Origin of the sequence: Rhodohalobacter sulfatireducens (genome assembly GCF_022012475.1) — a bacterium.
In the GTDB taxonomy this organism is placed as follows: Bacteria; Bacteroidota; Rhodothermia; order Balneolales; family Balneolaceae; genus Rhodohalobacter; species Rhodohalobacter sulfatireducens.
In genome coordinates this window covers 24,755-45,932 of the sequence record NZ_JAKLWS010000031.1, presented here as the reverse complement: position 1 = coordinate 45,932, position 21,178 = coordinate 24,755, and the positions used below count along the sequence as shown (strand labels likewise).

At 42.6% G+C, this 21,178-nt stretch carries 19 protein-coding genes and 1 riboswitch; of the genes, 15 read left to right on the top strand and 4 right to left on the bottom strand.

Annotated elements, in window-relative coordinates; genetic code table 11:
• Together L6773_RS17440 and L6773_RS17435 are read right to left on the bottom strand one after the other, a co-directional pair.
• On the bottom strand, positions 1–1,494 hold the full coding sequence (locus L6773_RS17440; RefSeq protein ID WP_237855765.1) for a xylulokinase: 1,494 nt from the start codon (positions 1,492–1,494) through the stop codon (positions 1–3).
• A 216-nt stretch (positions 1,495–1,710) separates the two neighbouring features.
• Positions 1,711–2,175: an NlpC/P60 family protein gene (locus L6773_RS17435; RefSeq protein ID WP_237855764.1), complete on the bottom strand. Its 465-nt coding sequence runs from the start codon at positions 2,173–2,175 to the stop codon at positions 1,711–1,713.
• Positions 2,176–2,372: 197 nt separating this feature from the next.
• Here L6773_RS17435 and L6773_RS17430 point away from each other — a divergent pair, with 197 nt between their 5' ends.
• From L6773_RS17430 to L6773_RS17395, 8 genes are all read left to right on the top strand, one after another.
• Positions 2,373–3,092: a pyridoxine 5'-phosphate synthase gene (locus L6773_RS17430; protein ID WP_237855763.1), complete on the top strand. Its 720-nt coding sequence runs from the start codon at positions 2,373–2,375 to the stop codon at positions 3,090–3,092.
• Between the two features lie 166 nt (positions 3,093–3,258).
• Complete coding sequence (gene era / locus L6773_RS17425; RefSeq protein ID WP_237855762.1) at positions 3,259–4,140, top strand: GTPase Era; 882 nt, start codon at positions 3,259–3,261, stop codon at positions 4,138–4,140.
• A 492-nt stretch (positions 4,141–4,632) separates the two neighbouring features.
• Positions 4,633–5,703 (top strand): hypothetical protein, encoded by a 1,071-nt coding sequence (locus L6773_RS17420; protein WP_237855761.1) that lies wholly within the window; start codon positions 4,633–4,635, stop codon positions 5,701–5,703.
• A 249-nt stretch (positions 5,704–5,952) separates the two neighbouring features.
• Positions 5,953–6,083: riboswitch (SAM riboswitch) on the top strand.
• Positions 6,084–6,194: 111 nt separating this feature from the next.
• Complete coding sequence (locus L6773_RS17415) at positions 6,195–6,668, top strand: CoA-binding protein (RefSeq protein WP_237855760.1); 474 nt, start codon at positions 6,195–6,197, stop codon at positions 6,666–6,668.
• 133 nt (positions 6,669–6,801) lie between these two features.
• A complete protein-coding gene (locus L6773_RS17410) occupies positions 6,802–8,130 on the top strand; it encodes an O-acetylhomoserine aminocarboxypropyltransferase/cysteine synthase family protein (protein WP_237855759.1) in 1,329 nt (442 codons plus the stop codon).
• 107 nt (positions 8,131–8,237) lie between these two features.
• Positions 8,238–8,774, top strand: coding sequence for an OsmC family protein (locus tag L6773_RS17405; RefSeq protein ID WP_237855758.1), 537 nt, complete (start codon positions 8,238–8,240; stop codon positions 8,772–8,774).
• Between the two features lie 54 nt (positions 8,775–8,828).
• Complete coding sequence (gene metX / locus L6773_RS17400; RefSeq protein ID WP_237855756.1) at positions 8,829–9,875, top strand: homoserine O-acetyltransferase MetX; 1,047 nt, start codon at positions 8,829–8,831, stop codon at positions 9,873–9,875.
• A 2-nt stretch (positions 9,876–9,877) separates the two neighbouring features.
• Positions 9,878–10,957 carry a homoserine dehydrogenase family protein gene (locus L6773_RS17395; protein WP_237855755.1) on the top strand — a complete coding sequence of 360 codons (1,080 nt, stop codon included), beginning with the start codon at positions 9,878–9,880 and terminating at the stop codon, positions 10,955–10,957.
• A 61-nt stretch (positions 10,958–11,018) separates the two neighbouring features.
• Here L6773_RS17395 and L6773_RS17390 read toward each other — a convergent pair whose 3' ends face one another.
• The gene (locus L6773_RS17390) at positions 11,019–11,642 is read right to left on the bottom strand and encodes a porin family protein (RefSeq protein WP_237855754.1); all 624 of its coding nucleotides are present in this window, start codon (positions 11,640–11,642) and stop codon (positions 11,019–11,021) included.
• 513 nt (positions 11,643–12,155) lie between these two features.
• Positions 12,156–12,683, bottom strand: a complete 528-nt coding sequence (locus tag L6773_RS17385; protein ID WP_237855753.1) for a hypothetical protein — start codon at positions 12,681–12,683, stop codon at positions 12,156–12,158.
• Positions 12,684–13,204: 521 nt separating this feature from the next.
• Here L6773_RS17385 and L6773_RS21805 point away from each other — a divergent pair.
• The 7 genes from L6773_RS21805 to murD are packed head-to-tail and all read left to right on the top strand — an operon-like array spanning position 13,205 to position 21,166.
• Positions 13,205–13,669: a division/cell wall cluster transcriptional repressor MraZ gene (locus L6773_RS21805; RefSeq protein WP_237855752.1), complete on the top strand. Its 465-nt coding sequence runs from the start codon at positions 13,205–13,207 to the stop codon at positions 13,667–13,669.
• A gap of 1 nt (position 13,670) precedes the next feature.
• Entirely contained in the window at positions 13,671–14,600 is a 930-nt protein-coding gene (rsmH, locus tag L6773_RS17375) for a 16S rRNA (cytosine(1402)-N(4))-methyltransferase RsmH (RefSeq protein WP_237855751.1), read from the top strand.
• Positions 14,597–15,040 carry a hypothetical protein gene (locus L6773_RS17370; protein WP_237855750.1) on the top strand — a complete coding sequence of 148 codons (444 nt, stop codon included), beginning with the start codon at positions 14,597–14,599 and terminating at the stop codon, positions 15,038–15,040. Before rsmH ends, L6773_RS17370 begins: the two co-directional genes overlap by 4 nt.
• Positions 15,037–17,181: a penicillin-binding transpeptidase domain-containing protein gene (locus L6773_RS17365; protein WP_237855749.1), complete on the top strand. Its 2,145-nt coding sequence runs from the start codon at positions 15,037–15,039 to the stop codon at positions 17,179–17,181. Before L6773_RS17370 ends, L6773_RS17365 begins: the two co-directional genes overlap by 4 nt.
• A 3-nt stretch (positions 17,182–17,184) precedes the next feature.
• Complete coding sequence (locus L6773_RS17360; protein ID WP_237855747.1) at positions 17,185–18,672, top strand: UDP-N-acetylmuramoyl-L-alanyl-D-glutamate--2,6-diaminopimelate ligase; 1,488 nt, start codon at positions 17,185–17,187, stop codon at positions 18,670–18,672.
• Positions 18,672–19,808, top strand: coding sequence for a phospho-N-acetylmuramoyl-pentapeptide-transferase (gene mraY, locus L6773_RS17355; protein WP_237855746.1), 1,137 nt, complete (start codon positions 18,672–18,674; stop codon positions 19,806–19,808). Before L6773_RS17360 ends, mraY begins: the two co-directional genes overlap by 1 nt.
• On the top strand, positions 19,808–21,166 hold the full coding sequence (gene murD / locus L6773_RS17350; protein ID WP_237855745.1) for a UDP-N-acetylmuramoyl-L-alanine--D-glutamate ligase: 1,359 nt from the start codon (positions 19,808–19,810) through the stop codon (positions 21,164–21,166). The genes mraY and murD overlap by 1 nt, the downstream gene beginning before the upstream one ends.
• The last annotated feature ends 12 nt before the right edge of the window (positions 21,167–21,178 follow it).

Below are 21,178 nucleotides of genomic sequence, written 5' to 3'. Positions count from 1 at the left end.
TTAAAGTTTTGATTGTAATGTTAAAACCCATTCCTGATAGGTCTTTCGGTATTTGGATAATTTCTCTTTTTCCGGACTCACAGTTTCAATTAGCTTAAGTCCCTGGAACGCCTCATCGATTGATTCATAAACACCCGCACCAACTCCGGCACCCCGAGCTGCACCCTGTGCACCGTCGGTATCATACAATTCTAAAGTTGCCCCGGTCGTATTTACAAATGCCTCTCTGAATACAGGACTCAAAAACATGTTGGCATGGCCCGCTTTCACAGTTTTGCACTCAATGCCTGTTTTTTCCATGATTTGCAATCCATAGTTGAGGGAGAATACAATGCCCTCCTGTGCCGCCCGGAACATATGTGCCTTGGTGTGCCGGTGAAAATCAATTCCACCGAATTGAGCTCCAGGATTTTGATCCTCAAGTACACGCTCCGTACCGTTTCCAAAAGGTAAAACACTCAATCCTTCTGAACCGATCTCAATCCCTGCGGCAAGCTCATTCATTTCATCGTACGAAAGTCTGTCATCAGCCAACTGCTTTTTGATCCAGCTATTCAGAATTCCGGTGCCATTTATGCAAAGAAGCATTCCATAGCGTTCCTTTTCTGCCCCATGGTTCACGTGAATAAAGGTATTTACCCTGGATTTTGCATCCGTCACAGGTTTGTCGATCACTCCGTAAATCACCCCGGATGTACCCGCTGTAGCTGCTACTTCACCGGGATTGATCACATTTAAAGAAAATGCATTATTAGGTTGATCCCCTGCTCGATAAGTCACGGGCGTACCCGCTTTCAAACCTAACTCATCAGCGGCGGATTGCGTGAGACTTCCGTGATCGTCAAACGAATCGTAGGCTTTCGGCAAGAGATCGGCAGAGATCCCGTAATGATCCAACAGGGACCGTGCCACATCTTTTTCACTATAATCCCAAAAAATTCCTTCAGATAAGCCCGATTTTGTGGTACAGACTTCACCAGTCAGTTTCATCCCGATAAAATCACCCGGAAGCATAATTTTCCAAATCTCATTGTAAATTTCCGGCTCATTCTCTTTTACCCATTTCAATTTCGATGCGGTAAAGTTTCCCGGTGAATTCAGGAAGGTCTTCAGGCAAAAATCTTCACCAAGATCATGAAAAGCTTCTCTCCCAATTGCAGCAGCCCGGCTATCACACCATATAATAGAGGGTCGCAGAACCTTTAGATCTTTATCTACAGCAACCAAACCATGCATTTGGTAAGATATCCCGATACCCGCCACATCATCTTTGCTAAATGTATCTGAGGAAAGAAGTTGATGCGTCAGTGATTTGATCTGCTCCCACCAAACTTCAGGTTTCTGCTCTGCCATGCCCGGTTTGGGTGAATACATGGCCATCTCATTATCGGGTGCGGATGCTGAGGCAATTAGGTCCCCATCATCAGCATCAATTACAGAACCTTTTACAAATGAACTTCCGACATCGAATCCTAATAAAACTTTCTTTCTCATGTATGCAATAATAAAATGATAAACTGAACAACGACTATAAATACCCTATTTCATTGGAAAATGCGGGTTCCTTTTATCATTTACAAAAAAGACTATAATAACGCCTTTATCTGTCAAAAGTATCTTTATATAGAACCTGCCAGGGTCTGAAAAGTCCTCGCAAAGTTCGACTTCATGGAAAGGACCTTTTGTATGATAATTTTACCGGTAAACGCCTTATAAAACTCTTCGCGCTCCAAGAAAACGAGTTGTCCAGTAACTTTCGCCGATGTTAGAGATCATTACTCCGGATGTAACAGATGCGTGCAGAAAATCGCCATCCCCCATTGATATACCCACATGGAGCGATCTCCGCCCTGTCTTAAAAAAGATAAGATCCCCGGTTTTTATCGATCGCCTCCTGATGACGGTCCCCTCCTGGAGTTGGCTGCGAGTATGTCGCGGAAGATCCTTTTTAAAAAAGTCCCGGAATACCTGTTGTGTAAATGCCGAACAATCGATTCCGCTACTGGTTTCTCCTCCAAATCTATAGGGAGTTCCCTTCCATTCCCGATGTGCATTTTGCAACTGCCTTCGAACGCTGGTGATATTCTCATAAGCATTTGAGATATCCATTGCTGCGGGGACCGGCTGCTCGGGTTCTGTTTGAACCGCCGGTTCCTCCAGTGGATTTGAACTCACTTCGGGAGGGTCTGGGGCAGCGGTCCTTTTAGAGATTCCGCATCCGCTCAAATAAAAACAGAGTACTCCGAGAGTCGCAAATAAAGTTACCCTTTGGGATGCGAGCGAATTAAACATTTGTATGGGGATATTGTATCTTCAGGATGATATTTATATAAATATTCTTAATTAATTTGATTTCTGAAAGTAAAAAATCAATGCAGTTACTTGTTAATATTGATCATGTAGCAACTTTACGAAATGCCCGTGGTGAAGGTTATCCTGATCCGGCGGATGCCGCTACAGTTTGTGAGCAGGCCGGAGCTTCCGGAATTGTTTTTCACCTTCGGCGTGATCGGCGACATATACGTGATGAAGACGTCTACCGACTCAAAAAGTTTGTGAAAGGAACCCTTGATTTCGAGATGTCGGCTTCCGATGAGATGATTGAGATTTGTAAAGATGTAGAGCCTCACCTCTGCACGCTGGTGCCTGAAGGCCGTGAAGAATTGACAACAGAGGGTGGCCTGGATATGAAAGTTATATTTAATGACTTTAAAAATCGTGTATTTCCGGCACTTCACGGTTCCGGTATTAAGATCAGTCTTTTTCTCGACCCGAACCCAGAGGATATTGAATTGGCCCACAATCTTGGGGCAGATGCTATTGAACTTCACACAGGAACGTTTGCAAATGCCCCTGATGAAGATACTCAGCAAAAAGAGCTCGAACGATTATCTGAGGCTGCAGAACTTATTCATAATTTGGGAATGATTGTAAACGCAGGACATGGCTTAAACCTCCAAAATCTTCCAATCCTAATTGATCATGTCAATCATTTGGAGGATATAAGTATCGGGCACGCCCTCATCTCCAAATCCGTTTTCTGGGGATTGGAGCGTACGGTTAAAGAATATTTGAAAATTATGAATAAATAATTCCCCTGTCGGGAGGAGGCAGATTCAATTGTGTTCAGCGATTAATCAGGGGTAGGGCATCTCCCCTTGAGGGGAGTATAGCGCCAGCCGGGAAGGGTGTCATCCCGAGGCTCATTACATTCGTTTTTTCCCTTCGGGGAGGTATTTCAAAAAAAAAATCAAAAAATTGACTGAAAAATCACACAAATCCGGGTACGCAGCCATCATCGGGAAACCGAATGCAGGTAAATCTACGCTAATGAATCGGATTCTCGGAAGCAAAATCTCCATTACTACTCACAAGGCCCAAACTACCCGGCACCAGGTGGTTGGTATCTACTCTGATGAGAACACCCAGATCGTATTCCTGGATACTCCGGGTGTGATCACCCCAAAATATGAACTGCAACGAGCGATGATGAATACCGTTAACCGGGCAAGGGCTGATGCCGATGTTCTTCTTTTTATCTTTGACCCGACCGATAAACACCCGACAAAAGAGGTGATTGAACTGCTCAAATCGATCAACAAACCAACAATTTTGGTGGTAAACAAAATGGACCGGGTAAAAAATGAATTAGGCGAGCAGAAAGCTGATGAAATTGAAGATAAACTCAGTATCTCTTCTACCCATTTTGTATCAGCACTAAATGGCGAGGGAATTACCGAGCTTCTTGAGGATATTCGATCCTATCTCCCATCGGGACCTCCTTTTTACCCGAAAGAAGACTTAAGCGAGCATCCCGTTCGTTTTTTCGTGTCTGAACTGATCCGTGAACAAGTTTACCTGCAGTTCCAGCAAGAAATTCCATACTCCTGCACTGTAGATATTGTCTCCTACGATGCGGATATCGATATCGACCGAATTTCTGCCAATATCATCGTCAACAGAAAATCACAAAAAGGGATGTTAATTGGGAAAGGCGGAAAAGCGATCAAACAACTCGGCATAGAGGCACGAAAAGCAATTGAGGATTTTATCGGGAAAAAGGTCTTTCTCGATCTCCACGTCAAGGTTCGAGAAAAGTGGAGAGAAGATGAAAACTGGGTCCGGAACTTGGGGTATTAGCAGGTAATAATTTAAACCCCGGGTATGATTTCTTCTTCACCGGGAAAAGGTTGCTCTGTTCTATATACTATCAACAGAGATCCAAATTTTACGCAATTCAATTCACTTACAAACAATCGATTCGTGCCATCAGGCGGATTTCTATCGATGTTCGTACATACGGGTTTCCTTCAAACAACTGATCATCAAATCCAATCCGAATCTTTATCGAGTGGTTTTGATCAGTCTGAAATTCAGAATTCGATAAGAGCATATTTGTGTTTCTGTTCGTCATTCAACTGACAAAATGTGTACTTACAGTTGAACTCAGACAGACTCGATGAATGACCGTATCCCTTCCCTGGCATTGCCTGTGATTGCATATAAAAATTGACTCAAATTTTACAAAAATGGCTTGAACAGAGTAAATAACTCAGAAAACTTCAAAAAGAGTCTTAAATCCTCTATGTTTGGGCAAGATTCTACCGTTATATGAAAATAAAATATACTACCATGAGATGGGTTTTAGTGGGATTGCTGTTTTTTCCATTTATGCTTTATAGCCAAGACCTTGATACCAGCGTCGATTTCAGTGGCCAGTTTTTCTTTTCTTATGAGCGAATCTTTGAGGATGAAGGTGTTAACAATGAGTTCACCATTCAGAGAGGGTATATAACATTTCGAAAACGACTTACTCGAATGGCCCAGATCCGTTTTACCCAGGATGTTTCAATTGACCAGGAAGGAGATGGTAAAGGAAATATCGAGCTCCGGCTGAAATATGCTCTTTTAAAATTAAACTTTGATGACTACGGATTTCTGACAAGTCCATATGCCGAAATAGGCGTTGTTCATCGGCCCTGGATCGATTTTGAACAAAAAATAAATGACTATCGCTCTCAGGAATCGATGTTCCTGGATCAGAATGGCCTTGTAAGTTCAGCTGATTTTGGAGTAACATTTGCCTCTTTAATTGGTGGAGAAATTGACGAAACCTTCCAACAGGACATTCAATCCTCCTATCCAGGCCGATACGGTAGCCTTAGCGTTGGAATTTACAATGGCGGAGGTTACAATTCTCTTGAAGAAAACAACAATAAACTGCTTGAGGGAAGATTGACGATTCGACCATTACCTGACCATATTCCAGGATTTCAAACTAGTATTTTCGGTTCCTACGGTAAAGGAAATATCCCGGAAAGCCCCGATTTTGAAATGATCTCAACGGCGCTTTCTTATGAATCATTTCAGTTTACAACTGTATTTCAGGGATTTACAGGTACCGGTGATGCTTCAGGTAACTTTGTTACGAACAATTTTCAACCTATAGATTTAAAAGGATGGAGCCATTTTATCGAGATAAGGCCTATCAAAAGTATTCCGATAAAACTCATCAACCGATTTGATGAGATTGTAAATACCGACACCAACCTGTGGACTTCAAGGCAGGCGGTGGGGGGAATTGCTTATCGTTTCCCAAATAGTTCTAAGATTATCTTAAACGTGAGAAGGAACTGGATGAAAATTGACGGAAAGGTTGAAGATATTAATCGATTGGAAATAATCACGGAAATCCGTTTCTAGGATTTTACTCAACTTTTTTAGCTCTTAAAAAAAATGTTGCAACTATAGACATTTCTCTTGTATTATATGGCGATGAAAAAATTCAACGAAAATATTGCTTGTTGTTTCTGCATAATGTGTATGTGTTGTTGTAGCACGTGATGCAGAGGGACAGATCTTTTTTTCATTAAAATATTGAAAAGCCCTCTGGATACCAGCAGGGCTTTTTTGATAACCGCAAACCGCGGATGAGTTCTTTAAAAAATTGAATTCTTATCCAGAAAGGTGGAGGGACAGGCCCTGTGAAACCTTAGCAACCGTTTCGATAATTCATATTATCGGAAGTCAGGTGCTAAATCCTGCCCGATTCGATCTTGCATCGAGTTTGGGAAAGATAAGACGATAAGGCACAAGTAAATAAAAGCCTCTTCTGAACATCTTTCCCATAAAAGGGACAGAAATTTGGAAGAGGCTTTTTTGTTTTCAACGGGAAACAGAATCTATAAGAAGTTTTGAAAAATACATTTACAAACTGGTACGATAAGAAAATGCGATCTGATCATGCATTGTCAGAAGAAACAGATCGCATACAGCAGTTATTAACGAAAATTGAAACAGTTGCAATTGTGGGAATTTCCAGAAATCGACATAAAGACAGCCGGTATGTAGGCCGATATTTACAAAATGCCGGGTATAAGGTTATACCTGTGAACCCAAATGCAGATGAAATTCTTGGCGAGCCAACATATCCGGATTTACGATCAATCCCGGGAAAAGTGGATGTTGTAAATGTATTTTTACCGCCTGAATGGATTCCTGAGGTTGTGGATCAATCAATTCAGCTGCAGCCCAATGTTATCTGGCTGCAACTGGGTACGGGTAACCATCCCGACCAGGTAAAAAGAGCACAGAAAGAAAACATCACAATGATTCAAAACAGATGTATGAAAGTTGATCACCAGTTTTTAATCAGGGATCATCAATAAATCAAACCAATGTACCATTCAAACTACGAAACATACTCATTGATCAGCTCCAAAACATGAAGCTGATCTTACCTCCTTCACGGAAAAATTAATACAGACCTTCAACTAACATTAATTCATAACTACAAATAACATGAGCGATAACGGAGAAGCTAAAAACTACAAATTCGAAACATTGCAATTACATGCAGGACAGAAACCGGATCCGGCAACAGGGTCACGAGCTGTACCGATCTATCAGACTACTTCATACACGTTTGATGACACCCAACACGCAGCTGATCTATTCGGGCTAAAAGAGTTTGGAAATATCTATACCCGAATCATGAATCCAACAAGCGATGTTTTTGAACAACGAATCGCAGCGTTGGAAGGGGGTGCTGCTGCAGTAGCAACAGCATCCGGGCAGTCCGCACAATTCCTGGCCATTACAAACCTTGCACAGGCTGGCGATAATATTGTATCCACTCAGAATCTTTATGGTGGAACTTATAACCAGTTTAAGGTTACTCTTCCAAGACTTGGAATCGATGTGAAGTTTACCGAAAACGACGATCCGGAATCTTTCGAAGCTCTAATCGATGATGATACAAAGGCGATATATTTGGAGTCTATCGGTAATCCGCGCGGAAACGTACCTGATTTTCACGGAATCTCTGCTGTTGCTAAAGAACACGGAATTGCACTCGTTGTTGATAACACCTTCGGGGCTGCCGGAGCCGTTAATCGTCCTATCGATCACGGTGCAAATGTTGTGGTGCAGTCTGCCACAAAATGGATTGGCGGCCACGGAACCAGCATCGGCGGCGTGATTGTAGATGCCGGAAACTTCAACTGGGGGAATGGCAACTATCCTCTGTTTACCGAACCTTCTCCATCATACCACGGGTTGAACTTCTGGGAAGTATTTGGCGAAGACGGCCCATTTGGAAATATCGCTTTTGCCATCCGTGCAAGAGTTGATGGCTTACGTGATGTAGGTCCTGCTCCCTCTCCTTTCAACAGTTTTCTGTTGCTACAGGGATTGGAAACTCTCTCACTCCGCATTGAACGTCACAACGAAAATACCCTTGCGCTAGCCAAATGGCTTCAAAACAATGAAAATGTTTCCTGGGTTAGCTACACCGGTTTGCCTGATCACCCTTCTCACGAAAATGCCAAGAAATATCTCCGGGAAGGCAAATTTGGGTCAGTCTTTACTTTTGGAGTGAAAGGCGGATATGACGCTGCCCGTGCGTTTATTGAAGGTGTTGAGCTTTCAAGTCACCTTGCAAATGTGGGTGATGCGAAAACACTGGTAATCCACCCTGCATCCACCACACATCAGCAACTTTCTGAAGAGGAACAAGCTGCAAGTGGCGTGAAACAAGACCTTGTGCGGGTTTCAGTGGGTATCGAACATATTGACGATATCATCGGTGACTTTGAACAGGCATTTAAAAACATAAAAACAACAGCTTAAATAAAAAAAGCAGGACTCCGGGCGGGAGTCCTGCTGCTAATTAACAGTATGCTGTATCTTTTTTAAGGATTCAGCATACATATCATGCAACCATAAAATACAAAGTAATGAGTACAGAAACAGTTATTGATCTTAACAACGATAAACTGAAAAATTCGCTTTTGAATTTAATACAGGGAATCCAAAAGAATCCTGAACAGGCAGATGCCACATTTAAGGCAAAATCAACACTGGAAAACGGTTTTTTGTCGAATATAAAAATCAGGAATTTTGAATTTGTTTCAGACGAACCTGTTGAACTTGGCGGGACAAATGAAGGACCGAACCCCGTTGAATATGTATTAGGTGCTTTTGCTGCGTGCCAGGAAATAGTCATTAAAGCTTATGCCACGGTATTGGATATCGATATCAAAGCAGTACATGTTGAGGTGGACGGTGATCTGGACCTGCATGGTTTCCTGAATCTTTCAGAAGAACGAGCCGGATTTAAATCTGTCTCTTATAAAACGACAATAGAAACGAATGAAACTGATACAGAAAAACTTAAAACACTTGAAAAGCTTTCTGTAGACCGTTGCCCGGTTCTTGATATCATAAGCAATCCTGTAAAAATTGACGGTCAGGTAGATTTCAAGAAGTTTTGAGTGTAAGTTCCTGCCGGTTTAAAACCGGTGGGAATATTAAACATTGAAAAGCAAATGAACGAAGGAATTACCATAGAGAAATTAAAAAAGCCTTTTATCACAGAGGCAGGCTTTCGGTTTAATGAACCGGATGTAGCCTATAAAACATGGGGTTCACTGAATAAAGAGAAAAATAATGTGATTCTCATTTGCCACGCATTAACGGGCCATGCTGCGGCCGATGAGTGGTTTCCCGGGATTTTTGGATCGGGCCGGGTTTGCGATCCCGCTAAAAATTTTATTCTGTGTATTAATGTACCCGGCAGTCCTTACGGGTCTGTCGGTCCTTGGTCAGAAAATCCTGATTCCGGCAGACCGTACAAAAGCTCCTTTCCTGAAATTACAGTTCGGGATATGGTTCGATTTCAGCAGCAGTTGTTAGATCAGCTTGGAATAACCGGAATTGAACTGGTACTTGGAGGCTCGCTTGGAGGGATGCAGGCACTCGAGTTTTCTATTATGGACGATCGTATCGAATCCGCAGCACTTATAGCGATGGGGAAATCTCACAGTCCGTGGGCTATTGGAATCAGCCATGCCCAAAGGCAGGCAATATTTACCGATCCAAAGTGGAATAATGGTAATTACGATAAAAATGACGGACCCGCTAAAGGCCTCGCTGCAGCACGAATGATGGCGATGATTACCTACAGAACCCCATCTGATTATGAGAAGAAATTCAGCCGCGGACTCCAGGGAGATTCTGATCAGTTCCAGGTGGAATCATATTTGAATTACCAGGGCAAAAAGCTGGCCGACCGGTTCGATGCTCATTCCTACATCACCTTAACAGAAGCAATGGATTCGCATGATGTATCCAGGGATCGAGGTTCATTTCAAGAAGTTCTCGGGCAGATTCAATCACCTGTTAAAGTCATTGGTATTGAATCCGACCATTTGTATCCAACTCATGAACAAAAAGAGCTGGCAAAATTATTAAAGAATGCAGAATACAAAGAAATTAAATCGTCGTACGGACACGATGCATTCCTGATTGAATTTGAACAGATCAACGACATTATCAAACCATTTATTAAAGAAAAACAGACACTGAGCTATTAATTATGTCATCACAATTGAAAGCATATAAACAAGTCAAACCGGATCAGGCAAAACAGGTGAAGAAAGTTTTTATAGCCGGCGTGGGGGCGGTGGGCAGCACGCTTTTAAAGCAGATTTCAAAAAACGGTTCTCAGAAATCCCTGCGCGTACTGGGCGTTTGTAATCGAAAGCATGTTCTTTGGTACGATCACAGCCAGACTGAATACACGCTTGAAAAACTTTTGAAGGCACCGCAAAAGGATTGGAAGTCGATCACCAGCAAATTGACCTCCTACCCTAAAGGTTCAGTTATTTTTGTAGATGCAACCGGAAGCCTGGAAACCACGAAAATCTATCCACAATTGCTGAAGGAGAATATTCATGTTGTTACCCCCAGCAAACTGGCAAATACGCAAAGTCAGGATGATTTTGAATCCCTGCATGAACTTGCCGCTGAAAAAAATGTGCAATTTCTCTATGAAACTAATGTTGGCGCCGGACTTCCAATTGTAAATCCCATCAAGAACCTGATTCAAACCGGCGATAAGATCATCGAGATCAGCGGCGTTGTTTCAGGAACCATGACCTATCTTTTTTCTGAACTTGACAAAGGAAATAGTTTCAGCAAATCTGTGATTAAAGCACGCAGCCTTGGTTATGCCGAACCCGATCCTCGTGATGATCTTTCCGGAGAGGATGTTGCACGAAAGTTTCTGATTCTCGCCAGAATCTGTGGTTACAAAATGGAGCGCGATGATCTTAAAGTGGAATCACTGATACCCGATCAATTGAAAGATGTAGATGCAACCACATTCCTTGAAGAACTCTACAAGTTTGACAAAGACTGGAGTGAAAGGGTCTCAAAAGCCGATCAAGCCGGGAATACACTTCGATATACCGGTGTGTTGAGGGACGGAAAAATAAATGTTGGAATTAGCGAAGTTCCAAAATCTTCCACCTTGGGTCAGCTTAAAGACACAAACAACCTGGTTCAGATCAAGACTAAACGATACTACGATCAGCCATTGGTTATCCAGGGACCCGGTGCGGGCAAAGAGGTAACTGCTGCCGGAATCTTGGCTGACGTTCTTTCAATCGCATAAAAAAAGCCTCCTGTTAACACTGCTTAACAAGGGGCTTCTCTTGATTTCTATACGTGATTATTTAAAATCTAAGGCCTAAGCTTAAAACAAAGCCGGTTGTTGTGAATTCAAAATCACCGTCAAATCCATCCAATTCCTCATCCTCTTTATAGAGATTGGCAAACCCCATATCGTACCTTGCATCAATTAATACAGGGCCGATATTTAAGCCCACTCCTACTTTAATACCATAGTGAATATCATTCAGGAACTCTGTTAAATCTTGGCTCTCTCCTTCTGAATCACTTGTTGCTTCAATCAGGTACCCGGCATATGGGCCGCCAAAGATAAATGGTTGAAGACTTCCGTCAACGGGTGCATTAATTTTCAACAATAAGGGTACATCTATATAGTTGAGAGTAACCGATGAACTGCCTAACGACTGACTTGTTTCTTCGCCGCCCTTCTGTACAAAAACAACTTCCGGTTGAATGGCAAGTAACCTGTTGATTGGAAACTCACCAAAAATACCGGCTTCAAACGCAATCTTTCGGTCTGAAGTTGATGAGAAATCACCCAACTCGCTTGTAAGCTGATATCCGGCGGCTCCTCCTTTGATTCCGAAACTGCGTTCTTGTGCTTGCAATTTATTGTTTGAGATCGATAGAAACAGAACAATGGTTATCGGTAATAGTAGTTTACTCATTCGAATCTTTTGTTCGGTTTAGTTAGCTGTTTTGATGAAATATGTCTTTAGAAAATTTATCTGGTCGTATTAAATCCAAATATAACAAGGTTTACTAAATCCCTGTACCAATAGATGCGAAATATTTTATAGAATTGATTCAAATGAATATCATCGGTCTAAAAAGAAAAGCCGGAATCGTTTTTTAATCCCGGCTTGAGTAGATTTTCTTTAAAAAAATTAAAATGCTTAGTTAACGCGGTTACCAGTTGAATTTAAAAAGCTATAGTCGTATTCATTATATGAAGCATGTTTTATAGGCTGATCATCCCCCTGAGTCCCCCTTCGACCTGTGCTCCGAAGCCTCTCCTTCGCGCAAGGCTACGGTGAGCATGTTTGGCGTAGGATGTAAGGGGGAAGATTCGGGTGCTTTTTCCCGACCGCTGTCGGGAGGAATGACAAAAGCTAAAAAAACTCATTTCAGATAACTATAGGGTTTTATTGCTTACAATCTTAACTGGTAAACGCGTTTAGCTACTTAGTATATAATGAGAATACAGCAAAATACAGAGTAGGTTTATCGAATTCATTTTCAGAGGGCGCAACTATTTCAGGGGGTGCAACTACAAATGCCAAGCTATGGGAATTTCTAAACTCATCATTCCGAGCTGGTGATCCAATTTTTATAGCCATTTGCCGCGCAACTCTCTCTATCTCGTCCGTATTTCGCAAAGGTGCATTATCTGAAAGCCATTGAGTACCTGGAATCCAGTTTGTGGACGGAACACTCTCCCTCATGATTCCTGCAATTTGCGATGAGCTCAATAATCTACCGAGCCTCATTCTCCTGTTCGATAACTCTTCCGCATCAAGACCGTATCGATTGATGATGTTCCCTTTCCCATCCATAAAAAGTATAATTAGACGAGATTTAATTGGTTCTTCAGCCGTTGAACTTATAGTCAGATTTCGAGAGAAAAACCGTGCCAGCTCTTCTGCGGGCAGCCCCTCATTTGATTCTTTGGCCTCTTGAGTAAGTCGTTCATACATACCAGAGTTCATATCTATCTTATACCCTTTTTCTTGTGCTAAGACTTGAGTGAAACTCAAGAAAAATATTGATACGAGAAATGTTATTTGAATTGACCTTCTCTTCTTCATGATAGTTTGTTATTAGAGTTTGATTTCTGCTTCACTCCGATATACGTAAATAAATCCGAAATGAGTTCAATTAATGGATAGTGTAAGCACTCCGACAACTAACAAAAGTTCAATAAACCCGAATCTTAGTGATTTCATCTCACTAGCATCCACTTAGCTCTCTAATGACTCACCACTTTTTACCACAGTTTACCCTATTCCTTAAAATACTTTTCTGATATCGCCCTCAGAACGCTCTAATGGGGGATATTAAATTAATAGAACAGGAATCTTATTTTTAATAATCAAAACATTTTTCTTGACATATTAGGGGGCAATAGGGTACATTGTGGGGAGAAGTGGGGGATAGTGGGTTAATCGAGTATCACATCAATCACATCCTGCCAAGTAGTTTAGCAATCATTTAAAAATAGAGAATTCACGTGCCAAGCTTCAAAGGGCAATATGAACACAGTGTAGATAATAAAGGCCGTGTTGCTTTCCCGGCCAAGCTACGCAAAAATGTGAGCCCTGATGCTGAAGATCGATATACTCTCCTCCGTGGTGTTGACGCTTGCCTTTATTTATATCCTCAGGATGAGTGGAAAGTAGTTGAAAATAAACTCGATAAAATCAACAGTTTCAGCAGGAAAGGCCGTACGGTAAAACGAAATATTCTGAGATACGCCGAAGATGTTACCCTCGACAAGCAACACCGCATCTCTCTTCCACAACATCTTAAAGAGTGGTCTCAAATCGACGGAACAGCCATTTTTATCGGAAGCGGAGAGCGTATCGAAATTTGGGCTCCTGAGAAGCTCGATGAAATTGATTCAATGCTCGACGATGATGCATACGCTGATCTTTTTGAAGAAGTAATGGGGGATGAACCAGAGAGTGAAAATTAATATGGCAACATATCATCCACATACCCCCGTGCTTTTACAACCCGCCATCGAATTCCTGGTGACGGATGAGAGTGGTATTTATATAGATGCAACTTTGGGAGGCGGCGGACATAGTAAGAAGATTCTCGAAACTCTTTCTGTTGATGCTACCCTTATCGGCCTTGATCAGGACCCGGAAGCACTTGAAGCTGCAAAAGAAAGGCTCGGCGATGATCCCAGACTGGAAACCATCTCCGGGAACTTTGGCCACCTGTCTACTTTAATTCCGCCAAAATATCACGGAAAAATTTCAGGTATTCTGTTTGACCTGGGGGTCTCCACTCATCAAATCAAAGAAGCCGAACGTGGTTTTAGTTTCCAGGAAGACGGCCCACTTGATATGAGAATGAGTGATCTGAGTGGTGTATCGGCCTATGATGTCGTGAATACCTACGATTATGAGAAACTGAGAGATATAATCTACCATTACGGTGAAGAGCGATTGAGCCGACAGATTGCTCGTGAAATAATTGATAACCGCCCGATTGAGACCACCGGAGAGCTTCGTGAATCCATTGAAAATGTCATTTATGGCAGGCATACCATCAAAACGGTAGCCCGTGTTTTCCAGGCGATTCGGATTGAAGTAAACCGAGAGCTGGATGTTTTGAAACAAGGCCTTCAGGAGTCACTAGATATTCTGAAATCCGGTGGTCGGATTGTTGCCATCTCCTATCATTCGCTGGAAGACAGGATTGTTAAAAACTTTTTCAGGAGTGGAAATTTTGAGGGCGAGATTGAAAAAGATTTTTTCGGTAACCCCGTAAAACCGATTAATGTGATCACAAAACAGATCATCACGCCATCAGACAAAGAGATAAAAGAAAACCCTGCAGCTCGGAGTGCAAAATTAAGAGTTGCGGAAAAAGTGAAGGAGGATGAAGAAGAATGAATGTAATCACCCCTTCAAAAAATAAACGAAAAGGAATTTCCGGCGGTAAGCCCGCTAAAAACAAGAAGAAAAATTTCTTCGATAAAGCATTTAATACAGATGGTTCTGCCCCAAATCATGGCAGGCGTATTAAAGACCCAAAAAATAAAATATCAAACCTTCCGGCTTTCACCCCCTGGAAGATTGTTCTCGCAGTGTTCTTGATCGGATTCTGTGGGATTATTTACATCAGTCATGTCTTTAATACTCAGCAGACGTTGACCGAGGTCAACCAGCTTGAAGCTGAGTATAATAAAGCACTACGAATATACCAGGAAAAGAGACTTACATACGAACGTTTGACCGGCCCAAAAGTAATCTACCAAAAAGCACGCGAGCTTGGGTTTGTTAATGCCGGGCCGGCAGACCAAATCATATATATTCGTACAGATACAGAATGAGTGATCGCAGTTCAATTATGAGCCGGATGTTCCTGCTCTTCGGGTTTCTGCTATTGCTGCCGGCAGGCATCTTCTTTCAACTGCTTCGGGTAAATGTTGCAGAGGGGGATGGTCTGCGTGAACTCTGGAACTCTCAAGCGATCGACTATGTATCCATTCCGGCAGAGCGGGGAGATATATATGATGCCACCGGTTCCATACTGGCTACCAACCAGGTTATATATCAGGTAGCCGTTGATCCGAAAACGGTAGGCCGAACTTCTCAGGATATTCAACGGATTGCAGAGACCTTGAGCAATCACACCTCCAGAAATGTAAACTACTACAAGAGAAAAATTCAAAATGCCCCTTCTCGATCACAATATGTGGTTTTAGAGAAAAGTGTTCCGGTTCAGGCATACGAAGACCTGAATTTGCTGGATATACGCGGCCTGCTGTTGGAAGAAGAGTATCGACGGAATTATAATTTTGGATCATTGGCAGCACATGTTGTAGGGTTTGTGAATCATGAGATGAAAGGCATGGCCGGACTCGAATCTGAGTACGATGATATTTTAAAAGGTACTGACGGATTACAGCAAGTTCGAAAAGATCCCTTAAACAATATTTTTGCTTATGTGGGAGCGCCCCGTAAACAGCCGGAACAGGGATATTCCCTCCACACTACGATCAATTCGCAGATACAGGCTATTGTTGAGGAAGAGTTAGAAGCCGGTATTGAGCGCCACATGGCCGATAAAGGAACCGCCATAATCATGGATCCTAAAACAGGCGCGATTCAAGCGATGGCCAACTTTCCCTATTTCAATCCAAATTCGCCGGCAACTATTGAAAATGAAAATCGAAGGAACTATGCAATTTCCGATCAGATAGAACCCGGATCTACATTTAAGGTAGCTACGGCCATTGCCGCAATTGAACAGGAACTGGTAGGATTTGATGAGAAGTTTGAAACACCTGAAAAAGGGTACAAGATGATTCACGGCCAGACGATGCGGGATCATGATCCACTTGGCACTTTAACATTTTCCGAAGTGATCTCAAAATCATCGAATATTGCTACCTCAGAAATTGCGATGAGAATGGAACCGGAATCATTTTACCAGTATGCCCGTAATCTTGGGTTCGGAACTTCCACGCAGATCGATCTGCCGGGCGAAAAAGAGGGGAGGCTTCAACGTCCATATGAATGGAGTTTAGTTACTCTGCCCTGGATGTCAATCGGATATGAGGTGCAGGTAACTCCTATGCAGATGATTCAGGCCTATGCTGCTGTAGCTAATGACGGAGTGATGATGAAACCCTACGTGGTTGAGTCTGTCAGGGATGAATTTGGCAATATTCTTCAACAGAGGAAACCGGTAAGCGTTCGAAAAGTTGCAGATGAAGAGACAATTGATAAACTGATTCCAATTCTTGAGGATGTTGTTTCTGATTCGGGTACGGCCAGTTGGGCCATGGTCGAAGGTTTGCGGATTGCCGGTAAAACAGGGACAGCTCAGAAATTTAAAGACGGTCAATATCAGACTAAATATCGTGCCTCATTTGTTGGATTTTTCCCGGTTGAAGACCCTGAACATGCAATTTTTATTTTGTTAGATGAACCAAAAACAAGTATTTACGGTGGATTTACGGCCGGCTCAATTTTCAAAGAAATTGCCACTCGAATCTCAGGCCTGGACAATTCTATTCAAAAATCTACTCCGAAAGATATGATTGCAGAGGATGCTCCAAATGTAGCACCTAAATTAACCGGGCTTCAATTTGAGAACGCCTCCATCCTTCTGAATAAAAACGGAATCCCTTTTAAAAAAATAGGAGAAGGAATATTTGTTGAAGAGCAAATTCCTGCTCCCGGTGAGAAAATTGACCCGAACAAACCGCTGGAGATCAAGTTAACGAATCAAACCACGGATTCTATTCCCGAAGGATATGCTCAAATACCCGATCTCACGAATCTCAATATGCGGCAGGCAACATTCCTGCTAATGAGCAGGGGTTTTGAAATTGAAACGGTGGGCTCCGGAACTGTTTATACACAATTTCCGAGAGCCGGCGACCTGATGAAGAAGGGCCGAACCGTGACCGTTCGCGGAAAAGCGAAATCCATAAGTCAATCTCAATCGATTGCGTCTTACTAAACCATGAACTACCAGGAACTCATATCATTTTGCAAACCGATTTCCATTTCCGGCCCGGAACCGGAAACCATAGGGAAGTTGCGGCAAGATTCCAGGGAGGTTGTACCAGGTGATATTTTTATCGCGGTAAAGGGCTCAAAATCAGATGGGCACAATTTTATTCATGAAGCGATTGAACGAGGCGCTGGTATAATCATCTGCCAAAAAGAGATTGAACTTAATGAAAACGTAACCGTCATCACGGTGAAAAAAACCCGGAAATTGCTCGGTAAGTTAGCGCAAAAAATGGAGGGAAATCCTGCTGATAAGCTAAAAATTATTGGTGTGACGGGCACAAATGGTAAAACCACTGTCACCACATTAGTCTGGCAAATTTTAACAAAATTGAATTATCAGGCCTCTCTTCTTGGTACCATTGAGAAACGAGTTCTTCAGGACAAATCTCCCAGCCGACTAACAACTGCCGACCCCATAGAATTGGCACAAGCAATGAAGGAGATGACAGATGCCGGTAGTGAATACCTGGTGATGGAAGTTTCTTCTCATGCATTGGACCAGGGAAGAACAAAGGGTATCTCATTTCAAGTAGCTGTTTTTACAAATTTAAGCCATGATCATCTCGATTATCATGAGACGATGAATGAGTATGCATCTGCAAAAAAGAAATTATTCAACTCTTTAGATAGCAAAAGCTGGGCCATCACAAATGCCGATGACGAACGGGGTGAATGGATTGTGAATTCTACCCCGGCAAAAATTTTGAGCTTCAGTTTTGAGGACAAAGGCCTTCTGCAGGCCAAGATCTTACAATCAGACGCCAAAGGCATGACGATCTCAATAGATGAGACAAAAATTGAAACACCATTGGTCGGCCGGTTCAACGCATACAATGTTGTTGAAGCACTTCTGACTTGTACAGCCCTTGGTGTTGACGGCAAAAAAGCGGCTGAAATACTTAAGCATTGTACCGGAGCCCCCGGGCGTATGGAGCGTATAAACCAGGAATTAGATACTTCAAATGAACCGATTGTATTTGTGGATTACGCCCACACTCCCAACGCATTAGAAAATGTACTCTCCACGTTGAGGGAGCTGAAAACCCGGCATCAGAAATTGGTTTGCGTGTTTGGATGCGGGGGCGACCGTGACAAATCCAAGCGGCCAAAAATGGCTAAAATTGCTGAATCGTATGCAAATCGAGTGATTGTAACATCGGATAACCCGCGTTCAGAAGATCCCGATTTGATTATTGATGATATCATGGAGGGATTTAAAAATCCTGAAAATATCACAAGACTTACCAATCGCAGAGATGCCATTCATGAAGCCGTGTTTACATCCAAAGCCGGATCGATTGTTTTAATAGCCGGCAAGGGACATGAAACCTACCAGGAGATAAACGGGGATCGAATTCATTTTGATGACCGTGAAATCGCCCTCGAAGCCCTTCAAAAAAGAGACGACACAACGAAAAAAGAGGGGGCCGTCTGATGTTATACGAACTGCTTGCATGGCTCAACGATCAGTACGCGCCTCCCGGGTTTGATGCGTTTGACTTTATCACTACCCGAACCGCTTTTGCAGCTGCTACTGCATTGATTATCAGCCTGATTATTGGACGAAAAATCATTCAATGGCTCATAAAAATGCAGTTGAAAGAAGTAATCCGTGAGGACATCGGGCTGCATACACATCTGAACAAAGTGAATACTCCAACCATGGGTGGAGTGATTATCATTTTAGCAACGGTAATTCCCGCTATGCTCTGGATGAACATGTTTAGCATCTATACCTGGATGATTGTATTTGTAACGCTAACCCTTGGTGTGGTTGGTTTCGTAGACGATTACATCAAAGTTGTTCGGCAAAATAAATCCGGACTTCACGGCTGGGTTAAAGTATTTGGCCAGGTTTTCGTAGGAATTATTCTCGGCGCAACGCTCTACTTCTGGCCTGCATTTAGCGAATACAACACTCTAACCACAGTTCCATTTCTAAAGGAAGTGAATATTGATTATGCCTTTTTTGGTGATACAGCCGGATGGCTGATCTACATACCGGTCGTGGTTTTTATTATTACCGGCGTGAGTAACGCTGCAAATCTCACCGACGGCCTTGATGGATTGCTTTCCGGCACGTCTGCCATTGCCGGTGTAATTCTCGGAATATTTGCATACGTCTCCGGCCGGACTGACTTTTCAAACTTTTTGAACATCATGTATCTCCCGGGAGCCGGTGAATTGACAATTTTTGCGGCTTCACTTGTGGGAGCGTGTCTCGGTTTTCTCTGGTACAACACCTACCCCGCTTCTGTATTTATGGGGGATACGGGATCACTGGCACTCGGCGGAGCTTTGGGAGCGATGGCCATAATGATTCACAAGGAACTGCTTCTGCCAATCATATGTGGTGTATTTGTCGCTGAAACCGTTTCTGTAATTATTCAAACAAGTTACTTCAAATATACCAAATGGAAATACGGCGAAGGCCGGAGAGTTTATTTGATGACACCGATTCACCACCATTTTGAAAAACTGGGATGGCCGGAATCGAAAATCGTTATTCGGTTTTGGATTATCGCCATACTGCTTGGAATCATCAGCCTCTTAACACTCAAACTGCGATAATGAATGTAGAGAATAAACATATCGTCGTTGCCGGTGCCGCCAGAAGTGGCGTGGCTGTTGCCAAACTCTTGAAGAAGAAAGGCGCCATTCCATTTGTGACGGACTTTAGTTCGATCAGTTCTGAATTTGCAGAACAACTGCGAGCTGAATCGATAGAATTCGAACAAAATCAACATTCAGAGAAAGCGATGAATGGAGATTTTCTTGTATTGAGTCCGGGTGTGCCAACATCATCAAAAATTGCCCGGAACTATCTGAATACAGGTAAAAAGGTTTTCTCAGAAATTGAAGTTGCAAGCTGGTTCAACCGGTCTCCCATTGTAGCTGTGACAGGAAGCAACGGAAAAACAACCGTCGCAAATTGGCTGGCTCATACATGGAAAGTGGCTAATCAGGAACATCTGTTGGCCGGTAATATCGGAACGGCATTTTCTGATCATGTTGATGAAACCTCCAAAGAGATTACAGCTCTGCTTGAAGTCAGCAGTTTTCAGCTTGACCATATCGACCAATTTAAGCCGGATATAAGCATCATTTTAAACATCACGGAAGATCACCTGGATCGATATCAAAACGATTTTAATATGTACGCCAAATCCAAGTTTCGAATCGCTGAAAATCAGGATGATTCGAACTGGTTCATCTACAACGATGACGATCCCGTCCTCTCGAACTACGCAGAGGAGTTATCAAAAAAAGAAGAGGCACCACGTTTACTGGCATTTTCCAGTGATAATGAAATTTCAAATGGTGCTTTTGTGCGGGATGGCAAACTGATTTTAAAAATCAACAACAAAGAGGAACAACTCATGCAAATTGGTGAAATCGGTTTAAGCGGAACACACAATCTACAGAACGGAATGGCTACGGCTTTGGCAGCACGGGCCTCGGAGATTAAAAACGAGTTCATTCGTGAAAGCCTGCAAACATTCGAAGGGGTTGAACACCGGCTTGAAGAGGTGCGCAACCTGAAAGGCGTACGATATGTAAATGACAGCAAAGCGACCAACATCAACGCCGTTTGGTTTGCACTGGACAGTTACAATATGCCAATTGTACTGATTCTTGGCGGCCGTGACAAAGGAAATGACTGGTCTGTTCTCGAACATCAAATCCGTGAAAAAGTGCACACAATAGTCGCAATTGGTGAGGCAAAATCGGCTATTAAAAATCAACTCGGAAAAGTTGTACCGAATTACATGGAAGCTGATACGCTGAAACAAGCGGTTAAACTATCCAAAAAGAAAGCTAAACGAGGTGAGGTAGTTTTACTGAGCCCCGCATGTTCCTCATTCGACATGTTTGAAAATTACGAACACCGCGGTAATGAGTTTAAACAGGCGGTATTAGACTTGTAACATAAACAACTA

Coding starts and splice junctions, on each gene's coding strand:
- murD (WP_237855745.1), top strand. CDS start 19,808: ATGAATGTAGAGAATAAACATATCGTCGTTGCCGGTGCCGCCAGAAGT.
- L6773_RS17405 (WP_237855758.1), top strand. CDS start 8,238: ATGAGTACAGAAACAGTTATTGATCTTAACAACGATAAACTGAAAAAT.
- L6773_RS17430 (WP_237855763.1), top strand. CDS start 2,373: ATGCAGTTACTTGTTAATATTGATCATGTAGCAACTTTACGAAATGCC.
- metX (WP_237855756.1), top strand. CDS start 8,829: ATGAACGAAGGAATTACCATAGAGAAATTAAAAAAGCCTTTTATCACA.
- mraY (WP_237855746.1), top strand. CDS start 18,672: ATGTTATACGAACTGCTTGCATGGCTCAACGATCAGTACGCGCCTCCC.
- L6773_RS17365 (WP_237855749.1), top strand. CDS start 15,037: ATGAGTGATCGCAGTTCAATTATGAGCCGGATGTTCCTGCTCTTCGGG.
- rsmH (WP_237855751.1), top strand. CDS start 13,671: ATGGCAACATATCATCCACATACCCCCGTGCTTTTACAACCCGCCATC.
- L6773_RS17395 (WP_237855755.1), top strand. CDS start 9,878: ATGTCATCACAATTGAAAGCATATAAACAAGTCAAACCGGATCAGGCA.
- L6773_RS17420 (WP_237855761.1), top strand. CDS start 4,633: ATGAGATGGGTTTTAGTGGGATTGCTGTTTTTTCCATTTATGCTTTAT.
- L6773_RS17360 (WP_237855747.1), top strand. CDS start 17,185: ATGAACTACCAGGAACTCATATCATTTTGCAAACCGATTTCCATTTCC.
- L6773_RS17390 (WP_237855754.1), bottom strand. CDS start 11,642: ATGAGTAAACTACTATTACCGATAACCATTGTTCTGTTTCTATCGATC.
- L6773_RS17410 (WP_237855759.1), top strand. CDS start 6,802: ATGAGCGATAACGGAGAAGCTAAAAACTACAAATTCGAAACATTGCAA.
- L6773_RS17440 (WP_237855765.1), bottom strand. CDS start 1,494: ATGAGAAAGAAAGTTTTATTAGGATTCGATGTCGGAAGTTCATTTGTA.
- L6773_RS17385 (WP_237855753.1), bottom strand. CDS start 12,683: ATGAACTCTGGTATGTATGAACGACTTACTCAAGAGGCCAAAGAATCA.
- L6773_RS17370 (WP_237855750.1), top strand. CDS start 14,597: ATGAATGTAATCACCCCTTCAAAAAATAAACGAAAAGGAATTTCCGGC.